This window comes from Phaeobacter sp. JH20_26 (genome assembly GCF_048056275.1).
Lineage (GTDB): Bacteria > Pseudomonadota > Alphaproteobacteria > Rhodobacterales > Rhodobacteraceae > Phaeobacter > Phaeobacter bryozoorum.
In genome coordinates this window covers 266,393-279,763 of sequence record NZ_JAYMWL010000019.1, presented here as the reverse complement: position 1 = coordinate 279,763, position 13,371 = coordinate 266,393, and the positions used below count along the sequence as shown (strand labels likewise).

The 13,371-nt window shown below is 64.3% G+C and carries 15 protein-coding genes; 7 read left to right on the top strand and 8 right to left on the bottom strand.

From position 1 onward, the window contains the following. Positions 1–8 precede the first annotated feature (8 nt). Positions 9–878 (top strand): RNA polymerase sigma factor SigJ, encoded by an 870-nt coding sequence (sigJ, locus tag VWY60_RS16815; protein ID WP_416541210.1) that lies wholly within the window; start codon positions 9–11, stop codon positions 876–878. Positions 879–1,253: 375 nt separating this feature from the next. Here sigJ and dapA read toward each other — a convergent pair whose 3' ends face one another. After that, on the bottom strand, positions 1,254–2,126 hold the full coding sequence (dapA, locus tag VWY60_RS16810) for a 4-hydroxy-tetrahydrodipicolinate synthase (protein WP_340546818.1): 873 nt from the start codon (positions 2,124–2,126) through the stop codon (positions 1,254–1,256). 139 nt (positions 2,127–2,265) lie between these two features. On the opposite strand from dapA, the gene VWY60_RS16805 reads away from it, so the two are divergent. After that, a complete protein-coding gene (locus tag VWY60_RS16805) occupies positions 2,266–4,224 on the top strand; it encodes a lytic transglycosylase domain-containing protein (protein ID WP_416541209.1) in 1,959 nt (652 codons plus the stop codon). On the opposite strand, the gene VWY60_RS16800 is transcribed toward VWY60_RS16805, so the two are convergent. Together VWY60_RS16800 and mnmD are read right to left on the bottom strand one after the other, a co-directional pair. Next, positions 4,198–5,115 carry a DMT family transporter gene (locus VWY60_RS16800; RefSeq protein WP_260093550.1) on the bottom strand — a complete coding sequence of 306 codons (918 nt, stop codon included), beginning with the start codon at positions 5,113–5,115 and terminating at the stop codon, positions 4,198–4,200. The genes VWY60_RS16805 and VWY60_RS16800 overlap by 27 nt on opposite strands. Beyond that, positions 5,112–5,810 carry a tRNA (5-methylaminomethyl-2-thiouridine)(34)-methyltransferase MnmD gene (gene mnmD / locus VWY60_RS16795; RefSeq protein WP_416541208.1) on the bottom strand — a complete coding sequence of 233 codons (699 nt, stop codon included), beginning with the start codon at positions 5,808–5,810 and terminating at the stop codon, positions 5,112–5,114. Before mnmD ends, VWY60_RS16800 begins: the two co-directional genes overlap by 4 nt. A 57-nt stretch (positions 5,811–5,867) precedes the next feature. Between mnmD and VWY60_RS16790 the strand changes: the two genes are divergently transcribed. Beyond that, the gene (locus VWY60_RS16790; RefSeq protein ID WP_416541207.1) at positions 5,868–6,932 is read left to right on the top strand and encodes an NAD(P)/FAD-dependent oxidoreductase; all 1,065 of its coding nucleotides are present in this window, start codon (positions 5,868–5,870) and stop codon (positions 6,930–6,932) included. A gap of 23 nt (positions 6,933–6,955) precedes the next feature. Next, a complete protein-coding gene (locus VWY60_RS16785; RefSeq protein ID WP_260101075.1) occupies positions 6,956–7,372 on the top strand; it encodes a VOC family protein in 417 nt (138 codons plus the stop codon). Between the two features lie 99 nt (positions 7,373–7,471). Here VWY60_RS16785 and VWY60_RS16780 read toward each other — a convergent pair whose 3' ends face one another. The 3 genes from VWY60_RS16780 to VWY60_RS16770 all read right to left on the bottom strand — a co-directional run bounded on the left by VWY60_RS16780 (position 7,472) and on the right by VWY60_RS16770 (position 9,727). Continuing rightward, on the bottom strand, positions 7,472–8,014 hold the full coding sequence (locus VWY60_RS16780; RefSeq protein ID WP_416535257.1) for an NADPH-dependent FMN reductase: 543 nt from the start codon (positions 8,012–8,014) through the stop codon (positions 7,472–7,474). Between the two features lie 221 nt (positions 8,015–8,235). Then, entirely contained in the window at positions 8,236–8,895 is a 660-nt protein-coding gene (locus tag VWY60_RS16775; protein ID WP_340546814.1) for an OmpA family protein, read from the bottom strand. Positions 8,896–9,019: 124 nt separating this feature from the next. Next, positions 9,020–9,727: a helix-turn-helix transcriptional regulator gene (locus VWY60_RS16770; RefSeq protein ID WP_416541206.1), complete on the bottom strand. Its 708-nt coding sequence runs from the start codon at positions 9,725–9,727 to the stop codon at positions 9,020–9,022. A 103-nt stretch (positions 9,728–9,830) separates the two neighbouring features. On the opposite strand from VWY60_RS16770, the gene VWY60_RS16765 reads away from it, so the two are divergent. After that, on the top strand, positions 9,831–10,115 hold the full coding sequence (locus VWY60_RS16765; RefSeq protein WP_416541205.1) for a hypothetical protein: 285 nt from the start codon (positions 9,831–9,833) through the stop codon (positions 10,113–10,115). Here VWY60_RS16765 and VWY60_RS16760 read toward each other — a convergent pair. Then, positions 10,070–10,927, bottom strand: coding sequence for a methylated-DNA--[protein]-cysteine S-methyltransferase (locus VWY60_RS16760; RefSeq protein WP_416541204.1), 858 nt, complete (start codon positions 10,925–10,927; stop codon positions 10,070–10,072). The two genes, VWY60_RS16765 and VWY60_RS16760, sit on opposite strands and share 46 nt — an antisense overlap. A gap of 177 nt (positions 10,928–11,104) precedes the next feature. Here VWY60_RS16760 and nth point away from each other — a divergent pair, with 177 nt between their 5' ends. Both nth and VWY60_RS16750 read left to right on the top strand, forming a co-directional pair. After that, positions 11,105–11,749, top strand: coding sequence for an endonuclease III (gene nth / locus VWY60_RS16755; RefSeq protein WP_416541203.1), 645 nt, complete (start codon positions 11,105–11,107; stop codon positions 11,747–11,749). After that, positions 11,746–12,735 (top strand): adenosine kinase, encoded by a 990-nt coding sequence (locus VWY60_RS16750; RefSeq protein ID WP_416535260.1) that lies wholly within the window; start codon positions 11,746–11,748, stop codon positions 12,733–12,735. Before nth ends, VWY60_RS16750 begins: the two co-directional genes overlap by 4 nt. Positions 12,736–12,832: 97 nt before the next feature. Here the strand turns inward: VWY60_RS16750 and VWY60_RS16745 are convergent, their stop codons facing one another. Continuing rightward, positions 12,833–13,321 (bottom strand): MarR family winged helix-turn-helix transcriptional regulator, encoded by a 489-nt coding sequence (locus VWY60_RS16745; protein WP_260082048.1) that lies wholly within the window; start codon positions 13,319–13,321, stop codon positions 12,833–12,835. Positions 13,322–13,371: the final 50 nt, after the last annotated feature.

The window sequence follows — 13,371 nt, the reverse complement described above, 5'->3', positions numbered from 1 at the left end:
CAGCACAGATGAAAGACACAGGAACCGATGCGTTCCTGACAGCGCGGCCGCGATTGTTTGCGGCCGCCTATAGGATGCTGGGCAGTGTGACGGACGCCGAGGACGTCTTGCAGGATGCCTATCTGCGCTGGCAATCCGCACCCCAGGGCGAGATTCTGGATACCACCGGCTATCTGATGCGGATCACCACGCGGCTGTGCCTTGATCAACTGAAATCGGCCCGCAAACGGCGCGAGACCTACCCCGGTGAATGGCTGCCGGAACCGGTGCTCACCGATGACGCCACAGAGCAGCTGGACCATGACGTCTCGGTTGCGCTGCTCCTGGCGCTGGACGCGCTGTCGCCGCTCGAACGCGCGGCCTTTCTGCTGCATGATATCTTCGACAGCTCTTACGGGGATGTGGCCGCCGCCCTGAACCGCTCGCCCGAGGCCTGCCGCCAGCTCGCCACCCGCGCCCGCCGCAAGGTGCAGGCGCTGCGCCCCCAGCGCCCCGGCAACCCGGATGAGGGGCGCGCGCTGACCGAGGCGTTCTTTCGCGCCTCAAAGACCGGTGACACCGCCGCCCTGACCCGGCTGCTGACCGAAGATGTGCAGCTTATTTCCGATGGCGGTGGCAAGGCGACTGCGGCGCTCAACCCGATCTACGGGCGCGACAAGGTGCTGCGGCTGCTGGCGGGGCTTGCCCGCAAGAGCAATCAGACAGCCCCCGAACAATGGCGGTTGTGCCAGCTGAACGGGTTGCCTGCGATGCTGACCCGAGCCGAGGACGGCATCCTGCAAGCCACCTCTCTGGATATCCGCGACGGCCGGATTGCCCGCATCTATGTCACCCGCAACCCGGACAAGACCCGGCATCTGGCGGCGGCTCTGCCGTGATGGGCAGCCCCCCGTTGCCCGGCGGCGCGCGCAGCGTTTACGGGGCCTGCACGCCGATTGGCTAACCTGCTGGGGATCGCGATCTGCTCCGGGATTTACGACCCCGGACACCATGGAAACCGACCCTGTTGGCAGTGATGCCGCCGGGGTCCGTGCAAAACAGTTTGGCACCGGGGCAGTGACGCGCCCCGCAGCTTCCAGCCTTTCCCGGGATCCTTCCTCGGGGCGGCGCCGCCTTTTTATTCTCGACGGATCTGGCGCTGGGGATGTGACCCTGAACCGCCAGTTAGAGACAGAAGACAGCCCAAACGAAACAGACCGGAACGCAGCAGCGTCCCGGTCCGAAGAACCATGTCTATGGTCGGTGTTCTACGCTTACAGCAGGCCCGCGTGTACCATCGCGGCATCAATCGCGGCCTTGGTGCTGTCGGTCAGACCGGTCAGCGGCAGGCGGATCTCCTCGCTGCACAGACCCAGTTTCGACAGGCCGTATTTCGCCCCGACCAAACCCGGCTCAATGAAAATCGCCTCATGCAGCGGCATCAGTTTGTCCTGATACTCCAGCGCCAATGCGTAATCACCCGCCAGCGTCGCCGCCTGGAATTCCGCGCAGAGCTTCGGCGCCACATTGGCCGTCACCGAGATGCAGCCGACGCCGCCATGGGCGTTGAACCCCAGCGCCGAGGCATCCTCGCCGGACAGCTGCACAAAATCCGCACCACAGGAGGCGCGCTGCTGCGACACACGGGCGATATCGCCGGTTGCATCCTTCACGCCGATGATGCGCTCCAGCTTGGCCAGTTCGCCCATGGTGGCGGGGGTCATATCGACAACCGAGCGACCGGGGATATTGTAGATCACGATCGGAATATCGGCGCAGTCATGCAGCTCGGTGAAATGCGCAATCAACCCGCGCTGAGTCGGCCTGTTGTAGTACGGCGTCACCACCAGCGCGGCATCGGCACCGACCTCGGCTGCAAACTGCACAAACCGCTTGCCCTCAACCGTGTTGTTGGAGCCCGCACCGGCAATCACCGGCACCCGGCCAGCAGCGGTTTTCACCACCTCGGCAATCACGGTTTCATGCTCTTCATGGGTCAGCGTCGGGCTTTCACCGGTGGTCCCGACCGGGACCAGCGCCGTGGAACCCTGGTCAATGTGCCATTCGACCAAGCGTTTGAGCGTATCCAGATCCAGCTCGCCGTTGGAAAACGGGGTGACGAGGGCTGGCATAGAGCCTTTGAACATGGGCACGCTCCCTTTGCTGTTCGTGCAGGCGCGATTGCGCCGCCTTGGGTGATGGACATGCCGGGGATTTGAGTTGATACCGGCAGGTCACGGATTATCGTCATTGGCTCTATCCCCGGAACGTTGGAAAATGCAAGAGATGACACGCATTCTGGCCCTCATTGCCCTCATTTCCGCCAGCCTGAGCGGCCAACCTGCCATGGCGGTCGACCTTGGTCGCGCGCTGGAGCTGATGCGCTCGGAAAAATGGAGCGAGGCGGGGCGCAGTGCCGGGCGCGAAACCACCGTGGCCCGCGACGTCATCGAATGGCACCGCCTGCGGGAGGGCATGGGGTCGGTCTCCGATGTTGTGGCCTTTCTGGCGCGGCGTGCCGACTGGCCGGGGCTGGACCTTCTGCGGCGCAAGCACGAGCCGCAGATCGCCGAGGCCAGCCGCGACACCATTCTGGCCTTTTACCGCGACCATCGCCCGCAGACCGCCGAGGGCGCGCTGAGCTATGGGCGTGCGCTGATCGGGGCCGGGCAAAAGGGCGAAGGCGAGGCCGAGCTGGTGCTGGCCTGGCGTACAATGCCGATGGGGTCGGTGATCCAGGACGACTATCTGAAAGACCACGCCAAGCTGCTCTCAGCGCATCACGCGGCCCGGCTCGACCAGATGTTGTGGGACAATCACAAGGTCAGCGCGCGGCAGATGCTGTCCCTGGTCAGCGCCGATCAGCGCAGGCTGGCGGAGGCGCGCCTCGCCCTGCAAGACGCCGAGCCGGGCGTTGACGGCAAAATCGCCGCCGTCCCCGACGCGCTGAAGGATGACGCGGGTCTCGCCTATGACCGCTTTGCCTGGCGCGACCGCAAGCGGCGGCAGGAGGATGCCATCAGCCTGATGATGGACCGCAGCACCTCGGCCAAGAAACTGGGGCAGCCCGAAAAATGGCTGCGCCGCCGCCGGGATCTGGCGCGGCAGGACATGCGCGACGGCAACCACGAACGCGCCTATCAGCTGGCCGCCCATCACTTTGCCACGGCGGATGCAGGCTATGGCTATTCCGACTGCGAATGGCTGGCCGGCTATATCGCCCTGCGCAAGCTCAACGACCCCGAGCTGGCCGCCTATCACTTCGAACGCTTCCTCGCTTCGGTCGAAAGCCCGATCTCAATCGGACGCGGCGGCTATTGGCTGGGTCAGGCCTATGGTGCCCACGGCGATATCGAAAAAGCCCATGCCGCCTATGCCAAGGCGGCAGATTATCAGACGTCTTTCTACGGGTTGCTGGCGGCAGAGGTTCTGGGCCGCCCTTTTGATCCCGATCTGATCACCCCGCCGCAGCTGCCCGACTGGCGCGCGGCCAGCTTTTTGAACTCCACCGTCGCAGAGGCCGGCCTGCTGCTGTTGCAGGCTGGCGATCTGGCCCTGGCGGAACGCTTCCTCACCCATCTGGTTGAGGGGCTGGGCCCGGTCGAGGCGCGGCAGCTGGGCGAGATGGCGGTGGCCATGAACGAACCGCATCTGGCAGTGATGATCGCCAAACGCGCCGCGCAGACCGGCGAAGAGCTGGAAGCGGCCTATTTTCCGCTGCATCCCGTGGCCGAGAAAGATCTGCCAATGGCGCGGGAGATGACCCTTGCCATTGCCCGCCGCGAGAGCGAATTCGACCCCATCGTGATCAGCCATGCCGGCGCGCGCGGATTGATGCAGGTGATGCCCGCCACCGCCAAGCTGGTGGCCTCGAACATGGGTCTTCTGGCCGATCACACCACCGGGCGGCTGATCTCCGACTGGTCCTATAACGCGCTTCTGGGGAGCAATTATCTGGCCGATCTGGCGGGCGAGTTCAAAGGCAATGTGGTGATGATGGCGGCAGGTTATAACGCCGGCCCCCATCGCCCAAAGGCCTGGATGGAACGCTACGGCGACCCGCGCGACGGCACGCCGGGGATTGTCGACTGGATCGAACACATCCCCTTCAACGAGACCCGCAACTACGTGATGCGCGTCACCGAGAGCCTGCCGGTCTATCGCGCGCGCCTTGGCAAACCGCCGCTGCCGGTGCCGTTTTCCAAGGAACTGGCCGGATCAACTCTTGACGCGTTCGCGCCATAGGGTGAACAGGCCGGCCGCCACGATAATGGACGCACCGATGGCGACATTGGTGCGGATCACCTCGCCAAAGACAACCACCCCAAGTGCCGCGGCCCAGATCAGGTGGAAATAGGCAAAGGGCTGCACCGCGCTGGCCTCGGCCATCTCATAGCATTTGATCAGCAGCCAATGCCCGGTCACACCCGTGAGGCACAGGACGGCCATCCACATCCAGTCGCCCTGGCTCATCGGCTCCCAGTACCAGATGCCGACAAGGGTCATCGCCACCATGCCCGCAACCCCGGTCCAGAAGAAACTGGTCGCCGTGCTGTCGCGCCGCGCTGCATAGCGGGTGATCAGACCATAAAGCGCAAACATCAGCGCCGAAACAAACGGGATGATCGCCAGCGGATCAAAGACACCGACGCCCGGTTGCAAGATGATCAGCACACCAATCAGCCCCACCGAGATCGCCGCCCAGCGCCGCCAGCCGACCTTCTCGCCCAGCACCGGCCCGCTCAGGGCCGCCACCAGCAGCGGATAGCAGATAAACACCGCCACGCTTTCGACCAGCCCAAGCACGGTGAAGGCATAGACAGCCACGCAGATTTCCGCCACCAGCAGCACGCCGCGAAAGACCTGCAACCCCAGCTGATCGGTGCGGGCCGTGGCGCGAATACCTCCCGGTGCGCGCGCCGCAAGTGCAATCACAAACAGCGCAAAGAACCAGTAACGCACCATGATCACCATGAAGGTGTTGTACTGCCCCGCCAGATGCCGCGAGATGCCATCCTGCAAGGCAAACACTATGGTTGCCGCAATCATCAGAAGCACGCCCGCGGTGACGTTGTTCTGCTGGATGATCCGGGGCGGATGAGGCTCCAGCATCTTGGCGTCGGGGCGCATGGTCATCGCAATATTGCCTTTGTCATATGCCGCTTGCGCCCGAAACCGGGCGTGCGTGTTACGTCAAATCCGGCAGCCTCCAGCCCGCGGCGGACAAATCCCGCCGCCGTGTAGGTCGCCGCCGTGCCGCCTGCCGCCGTGTGACGGGCAACCTCTTTCATCAGGTCGTCCTGCCACAGCTCCGGGTTCTTTGCCGGGGAGAACCCGTCCAAGAACCAGGCATCCGCCTTGCCTGTCCACTCCGGCAGCGACACGCGGGCGTCGCCGGTGAGGACAGTGACACGCAGGTTGCCGAGATCGCAGACGCCCGCCCCGCCCCAGACCGCAAGGAACCGTTCGGCCCAGGGCGCCACCTCGGGAAAGGCCTGAAGCGCACGGGCCATATCGTCCGTGGCCATGGGGAATGCCTCGAAACTGGTGAAATGCAGCACCGCTGCGGTGTCATGTTCAGCCTGCGCCGTCTCCCAGGCCCGCCAGGCGGCCAGCAGGTTCAGACCGGTGCCAAAGCCGAGTTCGGCAATATGGAAATCCGCGCCCGCCTCCGCCGCAGCGGCAAAGCGATCAGAAAGATCATTGCCGCCCAGAAACACATGCTCCGTCTCGGCCAGCCCATCATGGATGGAGAAATAGGGATCGTCGAACTGATCCGACACCGGAATGCTGCCATCCCGCCAGCTGAGCCGGGCCTGCTGGTCTGCCATGCTATAATCCCCTAAGTGATGTGGTGAACGACGCGACACTGGCGAAAGGGTGCAGAAATGGCAATGGCGGATATCACCATACGCGGGGCCGGGATCTTTGGCCTGTCGATTGCCTGGGCCTGCGCACGGCGCGGCGCCAAGGTCCAGATCATTGATCCCTTTGGCGCCGGGTCAGGCTCCAGCGGCGGTCTGGTCGGCGCGCTGGCGCCGCATGTGCCGGAGAACTGGAACCCAAAGAAACAATATCAGCTGGAAAGCCTGCTGATGGCCGACGCCTTCTGGGCCGAGGTTGAGGCAACCGGCGGGGTGTCTCCCGGCTATGGGCGCACCGGGCGGCTGCAACCGATCAATGATCAGCGGACATTGGATCTGGCCCATGACCGCGCAGAAAGCGCCCGGTCGCTGTGGCAGGGACTGGCGGACTGGTCCGTCATCGCCGCCGCCGACGCAGGGCCATGGGTGCCGCCCAGCGCCAGCGGATATGTCATCCACGATACGCTGAGCGCCCGGATGCACCCGCGCCGCGCCTGTGCCGCGCTGGTGGCAGGGTTGTCCGTCATGGGGATCGAGGTGCAGGCAGAGGGCGCCGATCAGGGGCAGGTGATCCATGCCAAGGGCTATGCAGGACTGCTGGAGCTGAACGACAGGCTGGCAGGCCCCGGCGGCCCGGCCGAGGGCAAGACGCTGGGCAATGGGGTCAAGGGTCAGGCGGCGCTGTTGCGCTTTGCCGAGGGGAATGTGCCGCAGCTATATGCCGACGGGCTGCACATCATTCCCCATGCCGATGGCACCCTCGCGATTGGCTCCACCAGCGAACGTGAGTTTGACGACCCGACCAGCACCGACAGCCAGCTTGACGATGTGATCGCGCGCGCCTGCGCCGCCTTGCCGGTGCTGCATGGTGCCGAGGTGATCGAACGCTGGGCCGGGGTGCGGCCCCGCGCCCGCTCACGCGCGCCGATGCTGGGCGGCTGGCCCGGCAGGAATGGTCATTTCATTGCCAATGGCGGCTTCAAGATCGGCTTTGGCATGGCGCCAAAGGTCGCCGGGACAATGGCAGATCTGGTTCTGGACGGAAACGACGATATCCCCGACGGGTTCCGGGTCGAAGATAACTTCTGAATGTCAGGCGAAGGGGAAGAGCAATGATCGCCTATATCACCATCGGTGCCAATGATATGGCAAAGGCGAAGGCCTTTTACACTGCGTTTCTGCCGGTGCTTGGCTATGGTCTCAGCGAGGGGCCGGAAGGGCTGAGCTTTGCCCTGCCAGTGCCGGAGGGAGAGCTGCCGACCCTGCCCGATTTCTATGTGAAGCCGCCGTTTGATGGCGCTGCCGCCTCGGCTGGTAATGGCGTGATGGTGGCGTTTCAGGCCCGCGATCAGCAGCAGGTGCGCGACCTGCACGCGGCGGCGGTTGCGGCGGGCGGATCTGATGACGGCCAGCCGGGGTTTCGCGCGGCCTATAGCGCCGGGTTTTATGTCGGCTATCTGCGCGACCCTGACGGCAATAAGATCGCGCTGTTTTCCAACTCTCCCGACGAGCCGGGCCGCGACGGGTGATCAACGCGGCAGACGCCGACACAAAGACAGCCCCGAAGCGGTGGTTGCGCTGCGGGGCTGGTTGATCTCTGGTCTGGTTGATCTCTGGTCTGGGTCCGCTCAGCGCGCGATTTCGGCCCGCAGCGCCGTCATCAGCGTTTCCAGCGTTTTGACATACATCTCGCCCTTTAGGCGGCCGCCTTCGTCGAATTCGGACTGCGATGCCGCCACATGCACCTGCGGTGCGGTCAGCACGCGGGGCTGAAACGGCACGAGGAATGTGCGCAGCAGCATCTGCGACTTCTCCCCGCCGGCGCGGCCCGCAGCGGCGGACATGACGGCCACCGGTTTGTCCTGAAACGGTTTGTTGCTGGTGCGGCTGACCCAGTCGAGAGCGTTCTTCAACACGCCAGAGGGCGCGCCGTTATATTCCGGGGTGGAGATGATCACCGCATCCGCCGCCTCGATCTGATCCGCAAGCCGCTGAACCGCTGCGGGAATGCCATTGGCCTGTTCGTCGTCACCGTCATAAAGCGGCAGATTGAGATCGGCCTCGCTCACCTCGGCGGGACCAAACAGGCGCAGGGCCTCGGCCAGCAGTTTACGGTTGGTGGCGCCCGCACGCAGCGAACCGGAGATGGTCAGGATTTTGGGGTCGGACATGGTGTGATGCCTCTTTCGGTTTTGAATTTCTGTCTCGGACAAACCTATGCCGTCAGGCCGGTGAGAAAACCCCGACGCCTGCGCAGCCGATGTGCAGTCATCCACACAACGCCACGCAGTCTGGAATAGTTACATAACTGCGCAGAAAAAAGACCGCACCCTGCGGCGCGGTCTTTCTGCTTGGACGGGGCAACACCCCGGATATGGCTGTGTCAGGAGGCTCAGGCGCCCTGCGGGATCACGACGATTTCCACGCGGCGGTTGCGCGCCTTGCCATCGGGTGTGAGGTTCGACGCCACCGGCTGGCTTTCGCCGCGGCCAATGATCTGCACGCGGTTGTAGGGCACGCCACCGGCCTGGATCTGATCGGCGACCGCATTGGCGCGACGCTCCGACAGGCCCTGGTTATAGGCGGCATCGCCATCACTGTCGGTATGGCCGATCACCTGAACCTGACTGTTGGGGTAGCGCACCAGGCTGGCGGCAACCTTGTTCAGGTCAGAGCGCACCGCGGGCGAGATCGCCGCGCTGTCGGTGGCAAAGGTGAGGTCATTGGGCAGCGACACGATCAGACGGTCGCCGGTGTTGACGATGGAGATGCCATCATTGGAGATCGACTGGCGCAGCTCGCGCTCTTGCGCGTCCAGCTGGTTGCCGATGACGCTGCCGGCGGCGGCACCGACCAGCGCGCCGGTGACAGCACCCAGACCCCGGTCGGAATCATTGGCAGCAGCGCCAACGCCCGCGCCGATCAGGCCCCCGATCAGAGCGCCGCTCTGGGTCTTGCTGCCGGGGGTGCCGACGGTTGCGGGATCGGTACAGGCGGTCAGGCCCAGGCCTGCGGCCAGGATGGCTGCGGTGGTAAGTTTCATCTGCATCATCAAAAATCTGCCTTTTGCTTGCTCAATCCGGGCGGGGCCCGTGCTGCGGAGAATATCGTGTTGCGGTGCCGTCATCACAAGGTAACGTCTTTTTGGCTCGGCGAAAACCTGCCCAAGCTCTGCTTTAGGCTGAGGTGATCCGGGCCGCATCCTCCTCAAGCCCCCCGCCCTGCTCCATCCAGAGTTTGCGCAGCAGATCGGCCTCTGCCGCAAAGCTGTCCGCCAGCAGATCGGCGCAGAGCATCCGGTCGGCGCGAAAATGGCGAAAGCCGCCGCGCAATTCGCACCAGGCCGCCAGCAGCGTGGTTTCGACGTTGTAGATCAGCGCCAGCGGGCGCAGGACCCGCAGGGTTTCGCCGCTGTCGGGACAGAGATAGGTGAGCCGCAGTTTGCGGCTGTCCCGGACCGCCTGTCGCAGCAACCCCTTTGACACGCAGCCCCGCTCGGGATCATCCAGCGGCGCGCCGCCCCAGGGTGCCACCTGCAACCGATCTCCGGGCGAGCGGCATTCCATGACTTTGCGACAGACCCTTTTGGCCGCCTCCTGCAAGGCGCCGTCGCCGGTTCGCATCAACAGGGACAGGCCGACATAAAGCGCCTCCAGCTCTTCTTCGTCGAAGTTGAGCGGCGGCAGATCATAGCCCTTGCGCAGCACATAGCCGATACCCGCCTCCCCCTCGATCGGGGTGCGCATCCCCTGAAGCGCGGCGATATCGCGGTAGACGGTGCGTTTTGAGACCTCCAGCTTTTCCGCCAGATCCTCCGCCCGGATCGGGGCGGAGGCGGCGCGCAGGATTTGGATGACTTCGAACAGGCGGCCGGTGCGCTCCATGATCTCTCTCCGCTGACAGGCTGCTGACATCTTAGCACAGGCCGCTGACAAAGCGTGTCAGCAGCGTTGTGGTGTTCTGACTTCAGACAGAAGGAGAAACACCATGCTGACCTATGACTGGATTGTTCTGATCACGCTGGGCAAAGACAAATGGGAGGCGCAGCGCCAGTTTCCCAAATCCTACGAAGTGGAGCGGGAGGCCGCTCAGATCCGGGGCGCGGCAAAGGCCGCCGCAATGGCCGCAGCGCGGGCCGAGGCCGAGATCGCGCCGGGTGGCAAGCGCCCCGCCCTGCTGCGGCGCCTGTTTGCGCGGCGCGCGGGTCAGGACAGGGTGCGCGCGGATCAGGCCGCGCCGTCCTGCTGCCCCTCCTCCCGCGCCGCCTCATAGGCCAGCATCGCGCGTTTGACCGGCAGCCCCCAGTGGTAGCCGCCAAGAGCACCGGATTTGCGCAGGGCGCGGTGGCAGGGGATCAGCCAGCTGATCGGGTTGCGCCCCACCGCCGTGCCGACGGCGCGCACCGCCCGCGGCGCGCCGATGGATTGGGCGATCTCGGAATAGGTGGTGACCTGCCCGGACGGGATGCGCAGCAGCGCCTCCCAGACCTTGATCTGCAAGGGGGCGCCGATCATATGCAGGGCCGCCTCACCGCGCTGTGCAAAGATCGCCTCCGCCTGCGGCCGCAACAGCTCCGGGGTTTCGGCAAACGCGGCCTGAGGCCAGCGTGACCGCATATCCGCCATCGCCGCCTCCGGCCCGGTTTCCGCCGCGAAGGCCAGCCCGCAGATGCCTTTCTGCGTGCCCATCACCAGCGCCAGACCGAAGGGGCTGTCAAACCAGCCCCAGTGGATTGTCAGACCGGCCCCCTTGCGGGCGTATTCACCGGGGCTCATCGCCTCCCAGCGCAGGAACAGATCGTGCAGTCGGCCACTGCCCGAAAGACCCACCGCATGGGCGGCCTCCAGCGTGGTGAAGCGATCCTCCAGCAGGCTCTTGGCATGGCCCAGCCGCAGATATTGCTGGTAGCGTTTCGGGGAGACGCCGACCCAGGCCGAGAACAGCCGCTGGAAATGCGAGGGGCTCATCCCCATCGCGGCAGAGAGTTCGGCCAGCGTCAGATCCTCGCCGCCATCGTCAATCAGCGCAATCGCCCGGCGCATGACGCCGTAATGATAGCTCTCCTCGCGCGTCTGCAATGTCATGGGTCGCACTCCCGCCTGTGGTCCTGTGCTCCAGTATATGGCGCTGGCCGGGCAGTGCGACCCGGATCTTGCGCGAAGGGCCTGCGCGAGACCGGCAAGCCGCAGTGTAACGCTTCGCTCACCCTGACCCGCTTTTCTGTTTGCGCCGACTGTTCCTCCGCGGCATTAAGGGCCGCGATGGCAAAGCAACTCGATTATCACACGCTGCGTGAGATCTTCACGCGGTTTCAGGCAGCGGATCCAGAGCCGAAGGGCGAACTGGATCACGTCAACGTCTATACGCTTGTGGTGGCGGTGGCGCTGTCGGCGCAGGCCACCGATGCGGGCGTGAACCGGGCAACACGCGAGCTGTTCAAGATTGCCGACACCCCGCAGAAGATGCTGGATCTGGGCGAAGAAGGTCTGATCGAGCATATCAAGACCATCGGATTATATCGCCAGAAGGCCAAGAACGTGATCAAGATGTCGCGGATTCTGGTCGAGGAGTATGACGGCATCGTGCCCAATTCCCGCGCGGCGCTGCAATCCCTGCCCGGTGTCGGGCGCAAGACCGCAAATGTGGTGCTGAACATGTGGTGGCGCCAGCCCGCACAGGCGGTGGACACCCATATCTTTCGCGTTGGCAACCGGGCGGGCATTGCGCCGGGCAAGGATGTCGATGCGGTCGAACGTGCCATCGAAGACAATATTCCGGCGGATTTCCAGCTTCATGCCCATCATTGGCTGATCCTGCACGGACGATACCATTGCAAGGCTCGCAAGCCGATGTGCCCCACCTGCATCATCCGCGATCTCTGCCAGTTTGAGGACAAGACTCTATGAAAACCTACCAGCTCGTCGGGATCGGCAATGCCGTTGTGGACGTGATCAGCCAATGTGACGACAGCTTTCTGGAGCATATGGGCATCGAGAAAGGCATCATGCAGCTGATCGAACGTGATCGCGGCGAGGTGCTCTATGCGGCTATGCAGGAACGGGTGCAGACGCCTGGCGGTTCGGTGGCGAATACCATTGCGGGCGCGGGTGCACTGGGGCTGGATGCGGCCTTTATCGGGCGGGTGCATGACGATGCGCTGGGGCGGTTCTACGCCAAGGCGATGGCGGATGACGGCGTGGATTTTGTGAACCCGCCGGTTGCGGGCGGCGAGCTGCCGACCTCGCGGTCGATGATCTTTGTCTCCGGCGATGGCGAGCGGTCGATGAACACCTATCTGGGCATCTCCTCCGAGCTGTCCTCGTCGGATGTGCCGGACACGGTGGCCGGCAAGGCGCAGCTGATGTTCCTTGAGGGCTATCTGTTCGACAAAGACAAGGGCAAGAGCGCCTTTATGGAAGCGGCGCGGGACTGCCGCAACGGCGGCGGCAAATGCGGCATCGCGATTTCCGATCCCTTCTGTGTGGAACGCCACCGGGCCGACTTCCTGTCGCTGATCGAACACGACCTCGATTTCGTGATCGGCAATGAGGCCGAGATCAAATCGCTGTTTGAAACCGACGATCTGGAAGAGGCGCTGGCCAAGACAGCCGCCATCTGCCCGCTGGTGGTCTGCACCCGCTCCGGCGATGGCGTCACCGTGGTTGAGGGCGACACCCGCGTGACAGTGCCGGTTGAGCGGGTGGTGCCGGTGGATGCCACCGGGGCCGGCGATCAATTTGCGGCCGGGTTCCTGTTCGGCATGGCCAAGGGGCTGGATATCGAGACCTGCGCCAGGATCGGCAATGTCTGCGCCGCCGAGGTGATCAGCCATATCGGCCCCCGCCCCAAGGCGGTGATGAATCAGGTGCTGCGCCGCGAAGGGCTGATCTGAGCCGGGGCGTGCCCGCAGCCACTATTGCACAGCCGTCCCGGAGCAATCGGGGGCGGCTTTTTTCATCGGTGATCGGCCCTGACGGTCGTGGGGGGCTTCAGGCGGTTTCTGCCGCGTTCAGCGCCTTGGACAGAAGCTGTGTCAGGCTGCGCTGTTCGGTATCCGACAGATCGCCGAGCAGGCGGGCCTGAGTGGCGACATGGGCCTCGACCACCTCGTTGATCAGCTTCAGCCCCTCTGGCGTCAGCTCAATCAGGAAGCCGCGGCTGTCCTCGGGGTTGACGCTGCGCGCCACCAGACCGGCGTCCACCAGCCGGTCGATGCGGTTGGTCATGGTGCCGGAGGCGACCATGGTGGCCTGCAACAGATCGCCCGGTGACAGCCGATAAGGCGCGCCTGCCCGGCGCAGGGTGGCCAGCACATCGAACTTGGCCGCGTTCAGATCATAGCGCGCCCAGGTTTTCTGCATTTCTTTCTGATAGGCTTGCGCCAATCGTCCGACCCGCCCGATGACGGCCATCGCCGATACATCAAGGTCGGGGCGCTCTCGCTCCCATTGCTGGGTCACAAAATCCACATGGTCCATGTGGGAAGGTTTTATCGCCTGATATCTTGACGTCAAGAAAAACCGATATA

Coding starts and splice junctions, on each gene's coding strand:
- sigJ (WP_416541210.1), top strand. CDS start 9: ATGAAAGACACAGGAACCGATGCGTTCCTGACAGCGCGGCCGCGATTG.
- dapA (WP_340546818.1), bottom strand. CDS start 2,126: ATGTTCAAAGGCTCTATGCCAGCCCTCGTCACCCCGTTTTCCAACGGC.
- VWY60_RS16805 (WP_416541209.1), top strand. CDS start 2,266: ATGACACGCATTCTGGCCCTCATTGCCCTCATTTCCGCCAGCCTGAGC.
- VWY60_RS16800 (WP_260093550.1), bottom strand. CDS start 5,115: ATGACCATGCGCCCCGACGCCAAGATGCTGGAGCCTCATCCGCCCCGG.
- mnmD (WP_416541208.1), bottom strand. CDS start 5,810: ATGGCAGACCAGCAGGCCCGGCTCAGCTGGCGGGATGGCAGCATTCCG.
- VWY60_RS16790 (WP_416541207.1), top strand. CDS start 5,868: ATGGCAATGGCGGATATCACCATACGCGGGGCCGGGATCTTTGGCCTG.
- VWY60_RS16785 (WP_260101075.1), top strand. CDS start 6,956: ATGATCGCCTATATCACCATCGGTGCCAATGATATGGCAAAGGCGAAG.
- VWY60_RS16780 (WP_416535257.1), bottom strand. CDS start 8,014: ATGTCCGACCCCAAAATCCTGACCATCTCCGGTTCGCTGCGTGCGGGC.
- VWY60_RS16775 (WP_340546814.1), bottom strand. CDS start 8,895: ATGATGCAGATGAAACTTACCACCGCAGCCATCCTGGCCGCAGGCCTG.
- VWY60_RS16770 (WP_416541206.1), bottom strand. CDS start 9,727: ATGGAGCGCACCGGCCGCCTGTTCGAAGTCATCCAAATCCTGCGCGCC.
- VWY60_RS16765 (WP_416541205.1), top strand. CDS start 9,831: ATGCTGACCTATGACTGGATTGTTCTGATCACGCTGGGCAAAGACAAA.
- VWY60_RS16760 (WP_416541204.1), bottom strand. CDS start 10,927: ATGACATTGCAGACGCGCGAGGAGAGCTATCATTACGGCGTCATGCGC.
- nth (WP_416541203.1), top strand. CDS start 11,105: ATGGCAAAGCAACTCGATTATCACACGCTGCGTGAGATCTTCACGCGG.
- VWY60_RS16750 (WP_416535260.1), top strand. CDS start 11,746: ATGAAAACCTACCAGCTCGTCGGGATCGGCAATGCCGTTGTGGACGTG.
- VWY60_RS16745 (WP_260082048.1), bottom strand. CDS start 13,321: ATGGACCATGTGGATTTTGTGACCCAGCAATGGGAGCGAGAGCGCCCC.